Origin of the sequence: Streptococcus chenjunshii, assembly GCF_003086355.1 — a bacterium.
In the GTDB taxonomy this organism is placed as follows: domain Bacteria; phylum Bacillota; class Bacilli; order Lactobacillales; family Streptococcaceae; genus Streptococcus; species Streptococcus chenjunshii.
In genome coordinates, this window is record NZ_CP031733.1 from 841,600 (window position 1) to 862,391 (window position 20,792).

16 protein-coding genes, 1 pseudogene and 1 riboswitch are annotated in these 20,792 nt (G+C 42.5%); of the genes and pseudogenes, 15 read left to right on the forward strand and 2 right to left on the reverse strand.

The genetic code is table 11. The annotated features are described in order from the left end of the window. Nucleotides 1–116 precede the first annotated feature (116 nt). The 3 genes from DDV21_RS04220 (at nucleotide 117) to DDV21_RS12050 (ending at nucleotide 2,700) form a co-directional block, all read left to right on the forward strand. Complete coding sequence (locus tag DDV21_RS04220; protein ID WP_116878779.1) at nucleotides 117–614, forward strand: GAF domain-containing protein; 498 nt, start codon at nucleotides 117–119, stop codon at nucleotides 612–614. Next, nucleotides 614–2,290, forward strand: coding sequence for a DNA polymerase III subunit gamma/tau (gene dnaX / locus DDV21_RS04225; protein ID WP_116878780.1), 1,677 nt, complete (start codon nucleotides 614–616; stop codon nucleotides 2,288–2,290). The genes DDV21_RS04220 and dnaX overlap by 1 nt, the downstream gene beginning before the upstream one ends. 326 nt (nucleotides 2,291–2,616) lie before the next feature. Then, entirely contained in the window at nucleotides 2,617–2,700 is an 84-nt protein-coding gene (locus DDV21_RS12050) for a DUF3272 domain-containing protein (protein WP_241964713.1), read from the forward strand. Here DDV21_RS12050 and birA read toward each other — a convergent pair. Further along, nucleotides 2,681–3,622: a bifunctional biotin--[acetyl-CoA-carboxylase] ligase/biotin operon repressor BirA gene (gene birA / locus DDV21_RS04235; RefSeq protein ID WP_116878781.1), complete on the reverse strand. Its 942-nt coding sequence runs from the start codon at nucleotides 3,620–3,622 to the stop codon at nucleotides 2,681–2,683. The genes DDV21_RS12050 and birA overlap by 20 nt on opposite strands. Nucleotides 3,623–4,150: 528 nt before the next feature. On the opposite strand from birA, the gene metK reads away from it, so the two are divergent. Continuing rightward, on the forward strand, nucleotides 4,151–5,341 hold the full coding sequence (metK, locus tag DDV21_RS04240) for a methionine adenosyltransferase (protein ID WP_116878782.1): 1,191 nt from the start codon (nucleotides 4,151–4,153) through the stop codon (nucleotides 5,339–5,341). Between the two features lie 180 nt (nucleotides 5,342–5,521). Here the strand turns inward: metK and DDV21_RS04245 are convergent, their stop codons facing one another. Further along, on the reverse strand, nucleotides 5,522–6,346 hold the full coding sequence (locus DDV21_RS04245; RefSeq protein WP_162886281.1) for a CPBP family intramembrane glutamic endopeptidase: 825 nt from the start codon (nucleotides 6,344–6,346) through the stop codon (nucleotides 5,522–5,524). A gap of 744 nt (nucleotides 6,347–7,090) precedes the next feature. On the opposite strand from DDV21_RS04245, the gene DDV21_RS04250 reads away from it, so the two are divergent. The 11 genes and pseudogenes from DDV21_RS04250 to DDV21_RS04300 all read left to right on the forward strand — a co-directional run bounded on the left by DDV21_RS04250 (nucleotide 7,091) and on the right by DDV21_RS04300 (nucleotide 20,789). Further along, nucleotides 7,091–7,765: a PrsW family glutamic-type intramembrane protease gene (locus DDV21_RS04250; protein ID WP_162886282.1), complete on the forward strand. Its 675-nt coding sequence runs from the start codon at nucleotides 7,091–7,093 to the stop codon at nucleotides 7,763–7,765. Between the two features lie 269 nt (nucleotides 7,766–8,034). Beyond that, the gene (locus DDV21_RS04255) at nucleotides 8,035–9,294 is read left to right on the forward strand and encodes a UDP-N-acetylglucosamine 1-carboxyvinyltransferase (RefSeq protein ID WP_116878785.1); all 1,260 of its coding nucleotides are present in this window, start codon (nucleotides 8,035–8,037) and stop codon (nucleotides 9,292–9,294) included. 726 nt (nucleotides 9,295–10,020) lie between these two features. Continuing rightward, the gene (locus DDV21_RS04260; RefSeq protein WP_116878786.1) at nucleotides 10,021–10,575 is read left to right on the forward strand and encodes a GNAT family N-acetyltransferase; all 555 of its coding nucleotides are present in this window, start codon (nucleotides 10,021–10,023) and stop codon (nucleotides 10,573–10,575) included. After that, nucleotides 10,568–11,854, forward strand: a complete 1,287-nt coding sequence (spxR, locus tag DDV21_RS04265; protein WP_116878787.1) for a CBS-HotDog domain-containing transcription factor SpxR — start codon at nucleotides 10,568–10,570, stop codon at nucleotides 11,852–11,854. The genes DDV21_RS04260 and spxR overlap by 8 nt, the downstream gene beginning before the upstream one ends. A gap of 22 nt (nucleotides 11,855–11,876) precedes the next feature. Further along, on the forward strand, nucleotides 11,877–12,737 hold the full coding sequence (locus DDV21_RS04270) for a methionyl aminopeptidase (RefSeq protein ID WP_116878788.1): 861 nt from the start codon (nucleotides 11,877–11,879) through the stop codon (nucleotides 12,735–12,737). Further along, nucleotides 12,738–13,688, forward strand: a complete 951-nt coding sequence (locus DDV21_RS04275; RefSeq protein WP_116878789.1) for a YihY/virulence factor BrkB family protein — start codon at nucleotides 12,738–12,740, stop codon at nucleotides 13,686–13,688. It begins immediately after the preceding gene. Nucleotides 13,689–13,980: 292 nt separating this feature from the next. Beyond that, nucleotides 13,981–15,237, forward strand: a pseudogene (locus tag DDV21_RS04280) (ISL3 family transposase). Nucleotides 15,238–15,663: 426 nt separating this feature from the next. Further along, nucleotides 15,664–15,751: riboswitch (PreQ1 riboswitch) on the forward strand. A 154-nt stretch (nucleotides 15,752–15,905) separates the two neighbouring features. Further along, on the forward strand, nucleotides 15,906–16,412 hold the full coding sequence (locus DDV21_RS04285) for a QueT transporter family protein (RefSeq protein ID WP_116878807.1): 507 nt from the start codon (nucleotides 15,906–15,908) through the stop codon (nucleotides 16,410–16,412). A 531-nt stretch (nucleotides 16,413–16,943) separates the two neighbouring features. Beyond that, nucleotides 16,944–17,744, forward strand: coding sequence for a Cof-type HAD-IIB family hydrolase (locus DDV21_RS04290; protein WP_116878808.1), 801 nt, complete (start codon nucleotides 16,944–16,946; stop codon nucleotides 17,742–17,744). Nucleotides 17,745–17,794: 50 nt separating this feature from the next. Continuing rightward, a complete protein-coding gene (ligA, locus tag DDV21_RS04295; protein ID WP_116878809.1) occupies nucleotides 17,795–19,753 on the forward strand; it encodes an NAD-dependent DNA ligase LigA in 1,959 nt (652 codons plus the stop codon). 13 nt (nucleotides 19,754–19,766) lie between these two features. Next, a complete protein-coding gene (locus DDV21_RS04300) occupies nucleotides 19,767–20,789 on the forward strand; it encodes a diacylglycerol kinase family lipid kinase (RefSeq protein WP_116878810.1) in 1,023 nt (340 codons plus the stop codon). Nucleotides 20,790–20,792: the final 3 nt, after the last annotated feature.

Sequence of the window (20,792 nt, forward strand, 5' to 3'; positions counted from 1 at the left end):
CGTTTCGGTACAGCCGATTCTTGCTGTCAGTTCAGATAAGTAAGATGGCTTTCTGATCTTAATTTGGTTTGTTTTTTCTGCTTTTAATATAAGTGTTTTTTGCTATAATAGTAATTATGAGTAAGGAAAAGAAAACCGAAAACTATCAGCTTCTATTGGCTCAGACCAAAGCACTTTTCGCTGATGAAAATAATGCGCTGGCCAATCTGTCTAATGCCAGCGCTCTGCTAAAAGCGGCACTGCCTAACTCTGTGTTCGCCGGCTTTTATCTTTTTGACGGTCAGCAATTAATATTAGGCCCCTTTCAGGGAGGCGTATCTTGCGTACGTATTGAGCTTGGCAAAGGAGTATGCGGTGAAGCTGCTCAGAAAGAGCAGACCATCATTGTCGGAGATGTAGCCTCTTATGCTAACTATATTTCCTGCGATGCGGCGGCTAAGAGTGAGATTGTTTTGCCTATGGTTGAAAAAGGTAAGCTGGTAGGGGTTCTAGATTTGGACTCGGCTCTGATCGATGATTATGATGCTGTGGATCAGAGTTATCTGGAAACATTTGTTTCGCTTCTTCTGGAAAGGACCGATTGGGATTTTAAGATGTTTGGAGTTGACAAATAATGTATCAAGCACTTTATCGTAAGTACCGCAGTCAGACTTTTGCAGAGATGGTCGGTCAGACCGTTATTTCAACGACCTTAAAGCAAGCAGTAGCCAGTGGTAAGATCAGTCATGCCTATCTTTTTTCCGGACCGCGCGGTACCGGAAAGACCAGTGCAGCCAAAATTTTTGCTAAAGCGATGAACTGTCCTCATCAAGCTGACGGTGAGCCCTGCAATCAATGTGATATCTGCTGTGATATCACTAGGGGAAGCTTAGAAGATGTCATGGAGATCGATGCTGCCTCAAACAATGGTGTTGATGAAATTAGGGAAATACGTGATAAATCTACATATGCTCCCAGCAGAGCGACTTACAAGGTTTATATCATTGATGAGGTTCATATGCTCTCGACAGGGGCTTTTAATGCGCTTCTAAAGACGCTGGAGGAGCCAACCGAAAATGTGGTTTTTATTTTGGCGACAACTGAGCTGCATAAAATACCGGCGACGATTCTTTCTCGTGTACAGCGCTTTGAATTTAAGACGATTAAGTCAGCGGCTATTCAGGAGCATTTAGCTGCTGTGCTGGATCAGGAAGCAGTCAGCTATGAACCGGCAGCCCTGTCTCTTATTGCCCGTCGGGCGGAAGGCGGAATGCGGGATGCCCTGTCTATCTTAGATCAGGCACTTAGTTTGACAGCAGACAGACAGATTACTTTATCCATTGCTGAAGAAATCACTGGTTCTATCTCACTAGCTGCCTTGGATGACTATGTGGCTGATCTCCTGCATCACGAAACCCTGTCAGCTCTTGAACATCTGGGGCTTATTTTTGACAGCGGCAAAAGCATGAGCCGCTTTGCGGCCGATTTGCTGAATTATCTGCGTGATTTACTGGTGGTTCAGGCCGGCGGAGAGGCGGCAGACAGAGGAGCTGTTTTTCAGGCCAACCTCGCCTTTGAGCAGGAAACGCTTTTCAAAATGATTGACCTGATAACCAAAAGCCTGCAGGAAATTAAACAGGGGACTCATCCCAAAATCTATGCTGAAATGATGACGATTCAGCTGGCAGAACTGCCTTCAGAAACGGCGCCAAAGTCTTTGGAATCTAATGAAATTGAAGAGCTGAGACAGGAAGTGAACAGGCTGAAAGAAGAGCTGTCAGCCTTTCGCTCGGGTCAATCTGCAGCCAAGACAGACAGTCAGCAATCCGCGGCCAACACCAAAAAAGCATTTAAATACAAGGTTGATAAAGAAAAGATTTTAACAATTATGCAGGAAACAGTTGCTGACAGCCAGCAGTCACGCGCTTATCTTGATGCTTTAAAAGGAGCTTGGAATGAAATTTTAGACAGCATTAAAGCTCAAGACCGTGCCCTTTTGCTGGGGGCAGAACCTGTTCTTGCTAACAGTGAGACCGCAATTCTGGCTTTCAACGCTGCCTTTAATGCCGAACAAGCGATGAAAAGAAGTGATCTCAATGCGGTATTTGGCAATATCATGGATCAGGCGGCAGGTTTCTCGCCCAATATCTTAGCTGTTCCGCGTTCTGATTTTGATCAGATTCGTACAGAATTTGCGCAAAGGTTTAAAAATCAAAAGCAGGAAGAAGCTGAGCAAGCGGACGATAAGGAGGAACTTATCCCGCAGGACTTCGCCTTTTTGTCTGGTAAGATTGAAACTATAGCTGATTAGTCTGAAAACTGCAGCAAAATATCAAATTATACTGGCTGCATCATTTAGCTTACCGTCTTGTGCACCTCTGCTGCAAGTCCGTTTAGGCAGAGATGCAGCAGACATTATAAAAAAGCCGTGACAGACCTGCAACGACTTATCTGCAATGATGGCCAAAGTATGGAATTAGTCAGCCTTTCTTTTTTAGAATAGTTAAAGATGTGCTATAATAAAAGCATGACTAAAGGACAATTTTCATTATTGGCAGTGGTATGTGCCTTTGAAACCTATTTTTTAATGATGCTGTTTTTAACAAGGACTACTTTTTTGCCATTTTTTGGGGAATTTTGCTGCTGCGCAACCTGCAGCGAGCTTATTTGATAACCCAATTTACTAAAACAGTTTTAGACACTACCAAGAAGAAAGACTGATTTCTCCGCTGGTCAGTGTCTTTTTTTGACCATTTTCAAGCTGGACAAGAAGCTCCCCCCGATCGGTAATATCATAAGCAGTGCCTGTGTAAACAGTATTATTTTCCTTAAAAGTAATCTCTTTGTTTAAAACAAGAGATTTTTCTTTGTAAACTTTGAGCAACTCTTTTTCAGGAGTGTTGAAAAAGAGTCTCCAAATTTCAGTAATCAGCTGATTGCGGGTGATATCTGGTTCTTCTGCTGTAAACAGCGACGCTGCTTTAGCAGACAGTTCTTTCGGAAAGCTTTTAACAGCGAAATTCAGGCCGACACCGATAACGATATCGGTAATTAGCCCTGTTTCTACAGATGCAATGGCTTCAGTGAGAATGCCTCCGACTTTTTTTCCTTCTAAGTAAATATCGTTAACCCATTTGATTTCAGTCTCAATGGCAGTCAGTCTGGAAATAGCTTTGACAATACTGGCAGCTACCATCAAAGTGTAGGGTTTAGTCTGAGCAAAGGATTGCTGAGGTTTAAGAAGGAGCGACATATATATCCCCCCTTGTTTAGCTGTAAAAAAAGGTCTTTCGAAGCGCCCCTTGGCTCTGCCCTGCTGAGGAGCTAAGTAGAGATGGGGCGTCTGAACAGCGGCATTTAACCCTTTTTTTGCATCCAGCTGTGTCGAAAGGCTTTTATCGTTAAGGCTGACCGCAATCCCCAGTTCATGGGCAATTCTTTCTGGCAGCAGCAGATCACCGCTGCAAAGACGATAGCCTCTGTTTTTAACAGCTTCGATAGCCAGACCTTGATGCTCCAGATTTTTGACAGCTTTCCAGACAGCTGTACGTGAGAGGCCCAGCTGCTTTGACAGTTCCTGGCCTGTAACAAACTGTCCCTTTTTTTCCTGCAATGACTGATAGATTTGTTCGTATGTTTTCATAACCAAATTATAGCATAATTAGCGTTGCTACAGTTATTTTTAAATCATTTCCGTTTTCTTACTTCCCGCGAGGATTTGTATAACAAAATACCGGAAAACATGATACAATAAAAGGGTTAATAAGTCCCGAAAAGGTGGCTGAACAAGCAGAGTATGGAACAAAAACCATAAGACTTTCCCTGCCTCTTCAACTTCTTGGTTAGGGCTGCCGTATGGCATCTTCGCCTCAGCATAGTTGGTTAGGATGGCTGCTGCGACTTGCGGAATTGTTAAATAGTCCAGCGGGCCGTTTAAGGTGGATAAGTCGCATCCAGACAAGAACTGTCAACCGCAAATAAAGTATCAGGGGTACTTTTGTCCTAATCTCTTTTCGCTTGCAGCAGTTTTACTTTGTTTTAGCTTTGTCTTTTCAGCCAGTGCTTTGTAACTTTTTAACTCGCTAAATGAGACAGCCTTCTCTGGTTTTATTTGCTTAAAACAAGAGCTGTATTTAGTCAGATCAATGATTTATTAAAAGGGGGACATTCTATGTCAGAACGCAAGCTTTTTACGTCTGAATCTGTATCGGAGGGCCATCCGGATAAGATTGCCGACCAAATTTCAGATGCGATTTTAGATGCTGTTTTGGAACAGGACCCAGAAGCACATGTAGCGGCAGAAACAGCTGTTTATACTGGATCGGTCCATGTTTTTGGAGAAATTTCCACAACGGCCTATATAGATATTAATCAAGTGGTAAGGGATACGATTGCAGAAATCGGCTACAGCAATACCGACTATGGTTTTGCAGCAGAAGTGGTAGGGGTTCACCCATCCTTAGTTGAACAGTCGGCCGATATTGCTCAAGGTGTCAATGAAGCCCTAGAGGTCCGCGGAAATACAGCCAGCGATCCTTTAGATTTAATTGGTGCAGGAGATCAGGGCATGATGTTCGGTTTTGCTATTGATGAGACACCGGAACTGATGCCTCTGCCAATCTCCCTGTCTCATAAATTAGTCAAAAAATTGGCTGATTTACGCAAAAGCGGGGAGATAACTTACCTCAGACCTGATGCCAAATCACAGGTAACAGTTGAATATGATGCTGATGACCGACCTGTCCGTGTAGATACAGTCGTTATTTCCACTCAGCATGATCCGGATGTTTCCAGCCAGCACATCCATGATGATGTCATCAATCAGGTTATTAAAGCGGTTATTCCGGCAGAGTATTTAGATGAACAGACAAAGTTTTTCATCAATCCGACAGGCCGTTTCGTCATCGGGGGACCGCAAGGAGATTCCGGTTTGACAGGCCGGAAAATTATTGTAGATACTTACGGCGGTTACGCCCGCCATGGAGGCGGTGCTTTTTCAGGTAAAGATGCCACAAAAGTTGACCGTTCAGCTTCTTATGCGGCCCGCTATATCGCTAAAAATATTGTCGCAGCAGGCCTTGCTTCAAAAGCAGAGGTACAGCTGGCCTATGCTATTGGTGTTGCTCAGCCGGTATCGGTACAGATAGATACCTTTGGTACGGGCAAGGCGGCAGAGAGCAGACTTGAAGAAGCTGTACGGCAGGTCTTTGACCTGCGTCCGGCCGGTATCATTAAAATGCTGGATTTGAAACGTCCTATTTACCGTCAAACCGCGGCTTACGGCCATATGGGACGGACAGATATTGACCTGCCGTGGGAAAAGACGGACCGTACCGAAGATCTGTTAGCTGCCCTGCGATAAAGTGCTAAAGGGATGAACTTTTGGTTTAACAGTCTTATCTAAAAAAACCTGCAATAATCAGCTTTTGTCTGATTATGGCAGGGCTTTTTATTAATAGCAGGGACTATTCAAAATGGTAGTCGTGATAAAAACGGCTGCGGTGCTGCCAACTTTTGTGCTACGCTGAGTTTAAAGCGATTTTCAGGTGTTTTGAACAGTCTTCATCTCTGCAGCTTTTTCAGATCGGTTGCAATCTCGGTCAAAATGAAATAAAACTGTAAGTCCGAGAAATGCTAAAGGTAGAAAAATAACGATTAAACCGATCCAAGAATGTCCTGATGGGGCACCATTTGAAGCTACAGCAGGCTGAAAGTCAATCAGTGTATGGATAATAGTTGGAATCCATAAATTGTTGTACTTTATACGAAGAGCAGCAAATATCAAACCAAAAGCTGCAGCATAAAAAACTTGCTGTATAACAGCTGTAAAAGAACTGCTGGTTAAATTGGTGAGATGGAGCAGACCAAATAAGACAGCGGAAGCACATGAAGCCCAAAACACTGACCGCATGCGGTTTTTGTTTTGGAATACTTGTAAAAACCCGGCAAAGAATACTCCTCGGACAAGAAATTCTTCAAAAACACCAGCAGCGGCAGCAGCCAAAAGAATTGACAGTGCTGGAACGATACCCTTTCTTAATACTGTTTGTATATTATAAGGTACTCGGAAAACAATTAAAAAAAGCACTATAAAAATTCCAAGCAAAACAGCAAATAGAATCTTGCTAACTCTGGAAAACTGCAGTTTTTCAACAAAGATTTTATCGCTTTTAATGAAGCGGTAACAACAGGCAGCTAAACTGATACTGAAAATAAAATTCAAAAGATTGGGAAGAAAAGCTGAACTGTCCTTACTGAATGGCAGCCCCTTAGATAATAGAGAAACTCCAAAAAAGATGAAAAAAATAATCAATCCTTGTAACAATAATTTTTTACCATCGGTTTTTTTAATAGTGTTGCTAATCATTATAGCCTCCTTGTTTTTATTTCTGTTTTTATTTTCCATAGTTTTTACTGATCTGTCAACAAGTGAAAAGAAAAAATAGATAAAAATGAGATACATGTTAGATAGGCTTTAGATAAACCTTTTTGCCTTGTGGTAGAATAAAAATACAGTTGATTATGGGACAAAAAATCGGTAAATTGCCATAACATAACGATTTCGGTTTTGTGATCCTGCCTCAATCAACCATTGCGCCAAACGCATCTGTTTAAAAAAGTAAAACGAGGCAGGTCTTTTGTCCCAGCCTCAGCTCAAGTTTTTATACGGCCTTTGTATCTTATTGGAACTGAACACGGCCTAAAATCCTAGTGAAAAAGAGACGCAATCGTAGGAAGCGCAAGCTGACGTACGAGTGTGGCTGCTCTGTGAGTATGCCTGCCAACGTGATGCAAGCATCTTGTTAAACGACCCTAGCCGTAGCTGACTGAAGGCTTTGCCGTCTTAACAGACGCCCGCACCCTTCTAGTCATCTTGGCAGGGGCGCGTCTGCGAAATCACAGATTTCGGACTTACCGCCATTTTCATACGGATTTCTTAACGGCCTTTGTATCTTAATAGAGGAGGTAGAATATAATGCGTAAGCTGTTGATATTTTTAGTAGGGCTTCTTTCTGTGGCAGGTTTTGTGTGGGACTGCTTTATCTTGTTTAATCTGAATTTATCTATAAAGCAATGGCAGACTTTTGCTGCGGCCATGCTGATTTTTGCTTTGACTTATTTTATTCCTTTATCCGTTTTATCTTGCTATCTGCTAAAAAAAGAAAAGTGCAGTTTGTCTTATTTTTGGCTATCTGTCTTTGCAGGAGCAACCGTGATTGGTTCATTAGCAGGACTTTTAAACTATTGGCTGACAGATCTGCTAAAAACAGTTGTTACCAACCAAGATTTTCTTAATAGCTGGGCACCTAGCCTTGTTCCGCCATTTGCGGAGGAAAGTTTAAAACTGATTTTGGCTTTAATCGTTGCTTATCTAGTCGGGGCTGAAAAGCTCTCTGCTTTCATCTTAATTGGTCTTGGAGTAGGGCTTGGCTTTCAGTTGTCAGAAGATTATACTTATGTCGCTGGATCATTCGTTGAAGGAACAGTGAATCCTGTATGGCAAGCTTTTCTACGCTTGGAAACCGCTTTTGCTTCCCATTGGCTATTGACTGCTATGCTGACTGGAGCTTGTTATATTTTATTTGTGCAGAAATTCAAGCCTAAAACCTACTTAGCATATGTGTGGCTGTTTTCTCCTTTTGTCCTGCATATTTTATGGAACAGCCCTTGGGGTGATGGTAATGTTTTGCTGAAATTGTCGTTAACATTTGTAAGTTGGTTCTTATTTGGAAGCTTATTTCATTACGCTTTTACTGTGAAACTTCGTGAGACAGTACCTGTTTAATAAAAAGGAAGTGGGCTTGAGATATTATAGTTTAACAATATTGTAAAAATAAAACTCTTGGAACTTAGCTGTCTGTTCATGTTAAGTCCCAAGAGTTTTTGTATCATCATAATTTTCAAAAAGTGCGAACATCTTATCACTGGAAGCCATCTTAAAAGCGTCTTTTCTCTGATTTCACTCATTGATATCTTCTCTGATTCAATTTGTCAAAAAGCCTAAAATATGGTAAAATGCAAAAGTTAAGTTTTAGCTAAGAAAGTTTTGGGAGTATGAAAAAGATTATCATTAACGGCGGGAAACCGCTGCAGGGGGAAGTGTCGATTTCAGGGGCGAAAAACAGTGTTGTTGCGCTGATACCGGCTGTTATTCTGACAGATGATACCGTCACATTGGATGGTGTTCCTAACATTTCTGATGTTGACAGTTTGGTTGATATTATGGAAACAATGGGAGCAAGTGTTACACGTACAGGAGAAACGCTTGAAATTAATCCTTGCGGCGTTGAGAATATCCCTATGCCCTACGGTAAAATTAACCGTCTGCGCGCTTCTTATTATTTTTATGGGAGCCTTTTAGGACGTTTTGGCCAAGCGATTGTCGGTTTGCCGGGAGGCTGTGATTTAGGCCCGCGGCCGATAGACCAGCATTTGAAAGCTTTTGCTGCTATGGGAGTAACCGTCTCTTATGAAGGCGATTCTATGCACCTAACCACGCCTCATCAGTCACTTCACGGAGCACATATCTATATGGATACAGTCAGTGTCGGCGCAACAATTAATACGATGATTGCTGCTGTTAAGGCAGACGGACGGACGGTGATTGAAAATGCAGCGCGTGAGCCTGAAATTATTGATGTGGCCACTTTGCTAAATAATATGGGAGCGCAGATTCGCGGTGCTGGGACAGATGTGATTACCATTGACGGTGTTGAAAAACTTCATGGGACACGCCATCAAGTTATCCCTGACCGGATCGAAGCAGGGACCTATATCGCTTTGGCAGCAGCAGCGGGTGAGGGAATCCGTATCAAAAATGTCCTCTATGAACATCTTGAAAGCTATCTCGCTAAATTAGAGGAAATGGGTGTCCGTATGACTGTCGAAGAAGATGCCGTCTATGTGGAAAAACAAGGAAGCCTTAGAGCTGTTTCAGTTAAAACATCACCTTATCCGGGTTTTGCCACTGACCTTCAGCAGCCTCTGACCCCTCTCTTACTGAGTGCTGAGGGGCAAGGAACCATTGTTGATACAATTTATGAAAAACGAACCAATCATGTTCCTGAGCTAGTAAAGATGGGAGGAGCGATATCAGTTGATGAAAGAGGCATTGCTTATCAGGGGCCGAATCACTTGACTGGAGCAGCGGTCAAGGCGACTGATTTGCGTGCAGGTGCTGCTCTGGTTATTGCGGGGCTGATGGCTTCAGGTCAGACAGAAATCAGCAATGTTGAATTTATTCTTCGCGGCTATTCGAATATTATTGAAAAGCTGTCCGCACTTGGCGCCGATATTCATCTTGTAACAGATTGAAGTGAACTTGGGAATGCGTGGCTATCCAGATCATGCTAAATTATAGAACAGGACGCTGTGATCCGCTCCGCTATTTTCAAGCTCTGACGAGGCAGGAACAAAAGTCCTGCCTCGTTTTACTTTTTTAAACAGATGCGTTTGGCGTAGTAGTCGATTGGAAGTTCTTATCCCTTGTTGCGAAAGAGACAGCGACCTCCCCTAATCAACTGTACGGTGGGGACAAAAAATCGAAATCGTCACTTTATGACAATTTACCGACTTTTGTCCCACTCTCTTTTATATAAGCTACAAAGGCTGTGAAAAATGCAAAGGGAAAATAGGCGGTAAGCCAGAAATCTGTGATTTCGCAGACGCCCCCTGTCAGGACGACTAGAAGGGTGCGGTCGGCTGATAAGATGACAAAGCCTTCAGACGTCTACGGCTATTAACTTGAAATCAATTCTAAACTTAGCTATGTCTTTTTTGCACAGCTCTTAGGCCGTGTTCAATTCCACCAAGATACAAAGGCGGTTAAAAACGTAAAGGGGAAATAGGAAACCGGCGCTAGGTCGCTAGACCTTAGACGGTTTGTACTCACAGAGCAGCCACACTCGTACGTCAGCTTGAGACTTCCTACGATTGTGTCTCTTTTTCCCGCAACGTTTAGGCTGTGTTCAATAATGGCAGTTAAACAATTTCCGGCAAGCCCTTTCTCTTTTACGCTGTCTCTTATGGTATAATAAAACTATGGATATTTGGACAGAACTGGGGCGCTATGCTTTTTGGACTACAGAACGGTTAATTATGCGTCCCTTTGCTTTTTCTGACAGAGACGATTTTTGGGCTATTTGTTCCAATCCGCAAAATCTCAATTTTATTTTTCCTGCTCAAGCAAGCAGATATGAAAGTGATTACCTGCTGGTGCACTATTTCATGAAAGCTCCTTTGGGCATTTGGGCTATTGAAGATAAAGAGACAGGCAAAATGATTGGAGCTATTCGTTTTGAAAAATTGAATTCCCTGTCTCAAATAACGGAAATCGGCTATTTTCTGCATCGGGATTTTTGGAACCAAGGCTACATGACTGAATGCCTGCAGACTTTAGTTTACTTGAGTTTTACAGCAATGGACTTAAAGGCTTTAAAAGTGATTATCCATCAAGAAAATGCAGCCAGTCATCGGGTTGCTCAAAAAAGCGGCTTTCGTCTAACGAGAGAATTTAAAGGAAGCGATCGTTATTCGCATAAAATGCGGAGCTATGCCGAATATCAGATCCTTAAGGGTGATTATCATTATGAGTAAGCATCAGGAAATATTAGAGTATCTGGAAAACCTAGCGGTTGGTAAGCGGGTGAGCGTCCGCAGCATTGCCAATCATTTAAAAGTCAGCGAGGGAACAGCTTACCGGGCAATTAAAGAAGGAGAAAGGCGCGGACTTGTGGAAACCCGTCCGCGAAGCGGGACTGTCCGGGTTGAGCAGAAACCCGATGTTCGTATTGAACGTTTAACTTATGCTGAAATTGCCCGTATCAGTGATTCAGAAGTTTTGGCTGGGGAGGCCGGCCTCGGCCATGAATTCAGCAAGTTTTCTATTGGTGCCATGACTCGCCAGAATATCGGCCGTTATTTAGTCAAAGGGGGACTTCTTATTGTCGGCGATCGGGAAAATATCCAGCTTCTGGCTCTGGAGAATCATAATGCTATTTTGGTAACTGGCGGTTTCTCTGTTTCAGAACGGGTTATCTCTTTGGCAGATAATCAGGGGATTCCGGTGATGGTTACACATTATGATACCTTTACAGTGGCTACGATGATTAACCATGCTCTTTCTAACGTTCGCATCAAGACGGATTTAAAAACAGTCGGTCAAGTCTACCAGTCAGCGGCGAATTACGGTTATTTGACAGCTGATGAAACTATTAAAGCTTATCATGCTCTCATTAAACAAACCACACATGTTCGTTTTCCGGTCGTAGATGCCGATAATCAGGTGATCGGCGTGATAAGCATGCGGGATGTATTAGGAAAGGATAGCTGCCTCAATTTAACGGAGGTTATGACCGAAAACCCTATTGTGGCAAAACCCAATACAAGTTTAGCCAGTATCAGCCAGAAAATGATTTTTGAAGATCTTAATATGCTGCCTGTTGTTTCTGCTGAGCAGACTTTGCTGGGCGTGATTACCCGTCGTCAGGTTATGGAGAACCTCCCGGATAATCTCAGGCAAAACAACCTTTATACTTACAGCGATCAGATGATTGCCAATCTGTCTATGGTTCAAGGCAATTATCAGTTTATCGTTGAACCGGCTATGATTGATTATTCGGGCAATTTAGCGCAGGGCGTTTTGGCAGAACTGCTTAAAGAAATTGCAGTTCGTGTTTTGACACAGAAAAAGCGGAAAAATATCATTATTGAACAAATGATGTTATACTTTTTACAGGCGGTGCAGATTGATGATAAATTGACGATTCATCCGCAAATTATCAGTGAAAACAGACGCAGTCTGCTGCTGGATATAGCCGTCTACCTCAACAGCCAGATGGTTGCCAAAGCCATTATAACGACAAAAATAAATTAATATTTAAGGAGTATGGTATACAATGATTACATTAAAATCGGCACGTGAAATAGAAGCGATGGATAAGGCTGGGAGCTTTTTAGCCAGTATCCATAAAGGTTTGCGTGAGCTGATTAAGCCTGGAGCAGATATGTGGGCGGTAGAAGAATATGTCCGCAGGCGCTGTAAGGAAGGGAATGTCCTACCTTTGCAGATCGGCGTCGACGGTTCTGTTATGGATTATCCCTACGCAACTTGCTGCGGCTTAAATGATGAAGTAGCCCATGCTTTCCCCAGACATTATATTTTAAAAGAAGGTGATTTGCTGAAAGTTGACATGGTTTTGAGCGAACCGCTGGACAAATCCGCTGTCGATGTGGGCAAACTGAATTTTAATAATGTTGCTGAAATGAAGAAATATACTGAAAACTATACCGGCGGTTTAGCTGATTCTTGCTGGGCTTATGCCGTTGGCAATGTTTCAGAAGAAGCAGCAAAGCTTATGGCGGTTACCAAAGAAGCACTGTACCTGGGCATCGAGCAGGCTGTTATCGGCAATCGCATTGGCGATATCGGTGCAGCTATTCAGAACTATGCTGAGAGCCATGGCTATGGCGTCGTTAGAGATTTAGTAGGCCATGGTGTTGGACCGACAATGCACGAGGAACCAATGGTCCCTCATTACGGAACTGCCGGACGCGGTCTTCGTCTGCGCGAAGGAATGGTTTTGACCATCGAGCCCATGATTAATACCGGAACTTGGGAGATTGATACGGACCCCGAAACAGGCTGGGCTCATAAGACACTTGATGGCGGTCTGTCCTGCCAGTATGAACATCAATTTGTTATTACCAAGGACGGTCCGCAGATTTTGACCAGTCAAGGTGAAGAGAGAACTTACTAAATGAAGAAGAAAAATTTTGTAGATAACCTTCTTTCAAAATTGGAATATGAGCCTTTTCAAGCTTTTTTGCGCCATTACCGCAGTGCTGAAGTGGATCTGTCTTCAATTGCAGTAGCTTATTATTTGCTTTTGACGGCCTTCCCGCTTATTGTCATTGCAGCTAACATTTTTCCTTATTTCAATATTGATATTTCTGATTTACTGCGGCTGATGAAGGATAATCTGCCAAAGGATATCTATGCTTCAGCTTCAGCAATTACGATTAATATCTTTTCGAAACCTTCCGGAAGTATTCTGGGAGTGGCAACACTGACAGGACTGTGGACCATGTCAAGAAGTCTGACTTCTCTGCAAAAAGCTATTAATAAAGCTTACGGTGCCTCTCCTCACAGAGATTTTGTCATTGGCCACCTTATCGGAATTTTGGCTAGCCTCTTAATCCTTTTCCTCTTGACTTTTGTCCTGATTTTTTCAACGTTCAGTAAAGGGGTCCTGCAGGCTGTAGATAATCGTTATGACTTGAATGATACTTTTTACAGCTTGGTTTTAAATTTATCTCAGCCGGTAACGATTGTGACTATTTTTGTCGGACTGATGCTGCTGTACTTTTTGTTGCCCAATGTTCGCATTACCAAAATTCGCTACATTCTTCCGGGAACTGTTTTTACAACCTTTGTGATGGGCTTTTTAAGCAGCATGGTCAGTAACTATATTTTAAATACCTTTGAGCGGATGGTTGACTTAAAGACCTTTGGTTCAGTCGTTATCTTTATTTTAATGCTTTGGTTTATTTTTCTGGCACGCATTCTGATTTTAGGAGCTATTTTCAATGCAACCTTTCAGGAACTGCGTTACGGTGAATTGGAAGGACGGCGTGGGACTTTGGTGTCGCTGATTCAGGGACATTCTGAGAAAGACAGCCAGCCGCCAAAGGATGAAAAAACCGAATAAGACTGGCTGTGTTCCTTGCGCAACAAGGGATGAAAACGTCCGATTAACGGCTGCGCCAAACTCATCTGTTTAAAAAGTAAAATGAGGCAGGGGCTTTGAACAGCTCCCTGCCTCGTTTCGTTTTATCAAAGCTGTTTGATTGATATAAAAATAAAATGGGATAAAAGAGGGCTCTATAATTTCTGTAGTGGGTAACTCCACTCTGGAGATTATGGAGCTTTTTGACTGTAGAAAAAAAGTCCCATATGACTTATAATGAAAAGCGTTCAAACAACTCATTAGAAAGGCTCATATGGAACATCTTAAGCATACCACAGAATTAATCGGAATGAAAGACCCAAATATCATCATAGGGAGTGCTGTTAAATACGATAGTCATATTGTCATCAACGCTATGCTGGATTATCCACCAAAACATTGTCCTCTCTGTAATCACCACATGATTAAATATGATTTCCAAAAGCCATCAACCATTCCAATCTTAGATATCTAAGGCATGCCAACCCTCCTTAAACTCAAAAAAAGACGCTTCCAATGCAAGTCCTGCCGTAAAGTCAGGGTCGCTCAAACAAGTTTGCTTAAGAAGAATCACCAAATCTCGCATCCTGTCTGGCAGAAAATCACCCAGCTTCATACCGAAAAACGGACCAATACAGACATCGCTAAAGCCCTTCATATCTCCGTTTCTGCCGTCCAACGACAGTTAGAACAATTGACTTTCAAAGAGGACTTTTCAAGACTTCCTGAGATCTTATCTTGGGATGAATTTTCATGTCACAAGGGAAGACTCGCTTTTATCGCTCAAGATTTTCAAACCAAAAAGATTATGGCCATTTTAGACAACAACCAGCAAACAACTATCAAGAACCACTTTTTGAAGTACTCTCGAAAGGGTCGTGAGCAGGTTAAGGTCGTGACCGCAGACATGTCTGGAAGCTATATCCCCCTAATCAAAAGATTATTTCCAAACGCCAAGATTGTGTTGGACCGTTTCCACATTGTGCAGCACCTAGGACGTGCTATGTTGGCTACCAGAATTGCCATCATGAAAACCTTTGATAAAGGCTCATTACCTTATCGTGCCTTAAAAAATCACTGGCGACTCTTCCAAAAAGAGAGTCGGAAGCTCTCTGACAAACCCTTCTATTCACGAACTTTCAGACAGACTTTAACACCTCGTGAAATCATTGAGAAAACACTAAATCTCTCAGACGAACTTTGCTATTACTATGATCTTTATCAGCTGCTCTTATTCCATTTTCAGCAGAAGAATTCCAAGTACTTTTTCGAACTGATCGAAGAACACATGGGCACGGTCAACTCAGTGCTTCAAACGACCTTTAAGACCTTCAAGAAATACAAAAAAGAGATTACCAACGCCCTTGAATTCCCCTACTCCAACGCCAAACTCGAAGCTACCAATAAGATTATCAAAGACATTAAGCGAAATGCCTTTGGTTTTAGGAACTTCAAAAACTTTAAAACTAAAATTCTAATCGCTTTGAACATTCAAAAAGAGAGAACCTCTCTGATTCTCTCTCGTGCTTAGCTATAAGTCACCCACTACAGTTGACAATGAGCCTAAAAGAGCTTGAGCCTGCCGGGGCATGCTTGCTTGGCAGGCATCCCCAGAACGGTGCTGTCTGTAAGACTGCGTATAAAAGCATCTCAATTTAGCGTACTTTTTTGGAATAATTTTTTGTTTGATGGGCAGCTTTATCTGGCCGCACTTTAATTTTTCGGACCCCCACTTTAAACGGCCTAATGGACTTGTCTAACTACTCCAAAAGTTACAGCGGCTATATCCAGCTGTGCGGGATGAAGAGGGAATTTATCCAGCAGCTGACTTCAGTTTGAACCAAAAAAACTGAAGAGTGAGGGAAGGCTTATGGTTCAGGGCGGCTTTGAGTTAGACTGGGAAAACTGTCTTTCTTTTAGCCGTCACTTTTTATCGGACTTGGCTAATCGCATAAAGTATGGTACAATAAGCGAGTTGTTTATTGCAACCCTTGGCGCTTAGCTTCTTTCGCCAAGCATATTAGAAACGTAAAATAGAAGTTATTTGGTCTGCGGGAATGGTGCGACTATTTCCTTATTAAGATTCAGTTTCTGATAAGACAGAACAGGATTCTGCTGTAGGTCTGTTTCTCTTTGTCTGTACTTTATCTGTTATCTGACAAAATGATTTCTATGTGTGACGTTAAAGGAGAAAAATTTATGAAAATATTATCTGTACGCGATTATGCCCACATTGCTCTTGTCGCTGCGCTTTATATCGTTTTAACGATTACACCGCCGCTCAATGCGCTTTCTTACGGAATGTATCAGTTCCGTGTCTCGGAAATGATGAATTTCCTTGCATTTTATAATCCTAAATACATCATCAGCTTAACCTTAGGCTGTATGCTGGCCAATTTATACAGTTTCACTCTTGTTGATGTTGCTGTTGGAGGCGGTTCAACCCTTGTCTTTGTTACTTTGGGAGTTGTTCTTTTTGACCGCTATAAAAAAGAATATGTGCTTGGAGGGGTGTTTAATAAAGCTTTCTTCTATTTTTCTTTCTTTTTTGCGGCTTCAATGATTACTATTGCTGTTGAGTTAACCTTTTTTGGTGCCCCTTTTTGGTTGAGCTGGTTGACAACAGCTGTCGGCGAGTTGGTTTCGCTCTTAGTCGGTTCTGTCATCATAGATAAAGTAGGACAGCATATTGATTTGAGCAGATAAATAAAGTCTTTAATATTAAGTCTTACGCAAGCGGCTGGGGCACAAGTGTCCCAGCTTAGTTTATTTTACAGAAATAATTTTTGGTGATTGGAAGACGTTATCTGGATGCATCTTAACATTTTATCGTCCGTTTTAAATGGTTCCCTAGGTTGTTTTTACGGCTGCACAAAAAATATTGCCAGTCACCCTAACAAACTGTGCGGGTCTGAGAGTGGCCTTATCCAGTAGAACGATCATCCCGAACAGCAAATTGGAGAGTGAGGGGAGCCTTAGTTTTGGGCTCTGTCTCACTCTCTTTTTATTTTATAAGGCTGTCATCATAAAAATGTAATCCTGCCGTTTGCCATATTGATTTTAGATAGCAGTGTGAAGACTGATGCTGGTTGACTGCTTCGGAATGGACAGGGATTAGTATTGAGAAACGTTGGCGGTTTTGCAGCTTGTTTTAATGCGGCAGAGATATTTTGCTTCTTTTGGTTTTCATTGCTATTATTTTATCTTATAATAAAATAATAGAGGAGGTTAGGATAAATGGCAAGAGCTTTCAAATTAGTTGTAACTGATATGGACGGAACATTCCTCAATCATCAGGGCGAGTTCAGCATGGAGCGCCTGAAAGCTGTTATTGAGAATTTCAAGCGCAAAGGGATTCTGTTTGCAGCTGCATCTGGGAGGAGTTTAAGCAATTTGGAAACGACTTTTGCTGAAGTCAAAAATGATATGGCCTTTATTGCGGAAAATGGAACTTTGGTCAGTTATGAATCAGCTGTCATATTTGAAGCAGCTATACCTAAAGCACATTATCTGCAGGCTTTGGCTGATTTGCGGCAAGTTCCGCATTTTAATCCTAAGAATGTCATCTTGTCGGGACGGCAGGGAGCCTATATCCTTGCTCAGGCGGATTCTGCCTTTTTTGATTATATGTCTTATTACTACGGGAATCTTAGACGGGTTGCTGATTTTGAAGAGATTAATGACAGTATCTTAAAAATTGATACAAAATTTCCGCCGGAACATACGGATATCAGTGAACAATTGATTAATCAGCAGCTGCAGGATTTAACAGCGGTAACCACTGGCTTTGGAGCGATAGACATTATTACGAAAAATATCAATAAAGGAACAGCTGTTCAAAAATTATGCGAAAGACTTGGTGTTTCATCGCAAGATGTTCTGGCTTTTGGCGACAACCTTAATGATTATGAAATGCTGGCTTATGCTGGCTGTGCGGTTGCCCCTAAAAATGCCAGGAAGGAGATTAAGAGACTGGCTGATCAGATTATTGCCGATCACAAAGAATTTTCAGTCATGTCCTATATAGAAAAATTATAAAAGAGATTTCCCTGTCTCCTCTAAGACGAAATTATGGTAAAATAGATTATATGAAAAATCGAATGAAGAAACTGGTTGAACAGCTCAATCAATATGCGAAAGAATATTATACTGAGGATAATCCCAGTATTTCTGACAGTGACTATGACAAACTCTACCGTGAGTTACAAGCGCTGGAAAAGGATTATCCGGAGCTCATCCAGGCAAACAGCCCCACACATCGGGTGGGGGGAGTTGTTTTAGACGGATTTGAAAAATACGAACATGAGTATCCGCTCTTTTCTTTGCAGGATGCTTTTTCGCATGCAGAATTATTGGAATTTGACCGCCGCATTAAAGCTGAGTTTCCCGATGCCGAGTATTTGGCTGAATTAAAAATTGACGGTCTGTCTGTTTCCCTGACGTATACTGACGGACGCCTGCAGGTAGGCGCAACGCGCGGAGACGGGCGTATTGGCGAAAATATTACCGAAAATCTAAAAAGAGTAAAAGATATTCCTTTGCAGCTGGAACACAATTTAGATATAACAGTGCGCGGCGAGTGTTATCTGCCTAAAGCCTCTTTTGCTAAAATAAATCAGGAGCGTCAGGAAAATGGTGAAACAGAGTTTGCCAATCCAAGAAATGCTGCTGCTGGGACTTTGCGTCAGCTGGACACGGCTGTAGTGGCTAAACGTCATTTAGCAACTTTTTTGTATCAAGAGGCCAGTCCAACAGAAGCAGGCAGTCAGGACGCTGTTTTAAAGGGACTGGGTCAGCTTGGTTTTTCAGTCAATTCCCATTATTTCTTAAGCTCATCAATGGATGAGATTTGGAACTTTATTGAGGAAATGACTAAAGAACGCGATCATCTTCCTTATGAAATAGATGGTGTTGTTATCAAGGTCAACAGCCTGGCTATGCAGGAAGAGCTGGGCTTTACTGTCAAGGCGCCTCGCTGGGCTATTGCTTATAAATTTCCAGCTGAGGAGAAAGAAGCGACACTCTTGTCAGTAGACTGGACTGTGGGAAGGACTGGAGTTGTTACACCAACAGCAAATTTAACTCCAGTTCAGCTGGCAGGTACCAGAGTAAGCCGGGCGACACTGCATAATGTGGATTATATTGCCGAAAAAGATATTCGTATCGGTGATACTGTTGTTGTCTATAAAGCGGGTGATATCATTCCTGCTGTTTTACGGGTTGCAGACAGCGGCCGGAATCAGCAGGAACCGCTGCCGATTCCAGAGCACTGCCCGTCTTGCGGAAGCGATCTGCTCCATTTTGAAGATGAAGTTGCTCTGCGCTGTATCAATCCCCTTTGTCCGAGTCAGATTAAAGAAAAACTGGTCCATTTTGCCAGCAGAGATGCCATGAATATCAGCGGACTAGGTCCGGCTGTTGTGGAAAAACTTTTTCAGGCAGAGCTGGTCAGTGATGTTGCTGATATCTATAAACTTAACACAGAGCAGTTTATGTGTTTAGAGGGCATTAAGGAAAAGTCAGCGGCTAAACTTTCTCAGGCTGTTCAGGCTTCGAAATCCAATTCTGCCGAGAGACTTTTGTTCGGTTTAGGAATCCGTCATGTCGGCGCAAAAGTCAGCCGCCAGCTTTTAGAGTATTTTGGTGATATAGAAACGCTGGCAGGGGCAGATTTCGCTGCTATTTCGTCCATTGCGGGTCTCGGCGAGGTGATTGCCCGCTCGCTGGAGACTTACTTTGCTAAAGAAGAAGCCAAACGGCTGCTTGAAGAACTGAAGGGGAACGGCGTTAATCTGTCTTATCTGGGACCAAAACGAGTTCTGGACGCCCCTCTGTCAGGGATGACTGTTGTTTTAACCGGGAAATTAACTGAGATGACCCGCAGTCAGGCTGCAGAAAAACTGCAGACGCTCGGTGCCCATGTTACAGGCAGTGTTTCAAAGAAAACCGATATTGTCGTGGCGGGGAGCGATGCTGGTTCCAAATTAACAAAGGCACAGAATTTAGGTATTACTGTCAAAGATGAAGAGTGGCTGCTTGGTTTGTAGGTGAGGAAAAGAAATGACTAAACAAAAAAAAGCCCGTTTGATTTACAATCCGACATCTGGTCAGGAAATAATGAAAAAAAATGTTGCTGAAGTCTTAAATATTTTAGAAGGATTTGGCTACGAAACTTCAGCTTTTCAAACAACTGCCGGAAAAGATTCGGCCAAAAAAGAAGCACAGCGGGTGGCCGAAGCGGGTTTTGATCTTATTGTTGCTGCTGGAGGAGATGGGACAATCAATGAGGTTGTCAGCGGGATTGCACCTTTAGAAAAACGTCCGCAAATAGCTGTTATCCCGACCGGAACAACAAATGACTTTGCCCGTGCACTTAAAATTCCGCGCGGCAATCCTATTAAAGCGGCTCAGCTAATAGGCAAGAATCAGACTATTCAGATGGATATCGGAAAAGCCTATGAAAATTCATATTTTATCAATATTGCTGCTGCCGGTTCGTTCACTGAATTGACCTACAGCGTCCCCAGCCAATTAAAAACCACTTTTGGTTATCTGGCCTACCTGGCAAAGGGGGTAGAGCTTCTGCCCGGTGTCCGTACAGTCCCTGTCCGTATCAATCACGACAGCGGGGTGTTTGAAGGCGAAGTATCAATGATTTTTGTTGCTCTAACTAATTCGGTCGGCGGTTTTGAGAGGATTGCGCCCGATGCTAAATTGGATGATGGAAATTTCACCTTAATTCTGATTAAGACTGCTAATTTGATCGAAATACTGCACCTAATCCGAAAAGTTTTAGACGGCGGCAAACATATTTATGATAAACGGGTGGAGTATATCAAAACGAGTTATTTGGAAATTCAGCCTTTGTCTGATAAACGCATGATGATTAATCTGGATGGGGAATATGGGGGAGACGCCCCAATCACCCTGCAAAATTTGAATAATCATATTACTTTTTATGCGGACACCGATGAGATTTCCGATGATGCTCTTGTTTTGGATCAGGAAAAACTGGCTTTAGAGGCTATTGCTCAGAAATTTACACACGAAGTAGATGATTTGGAAAACAAAGCAGGAGAGTGATTG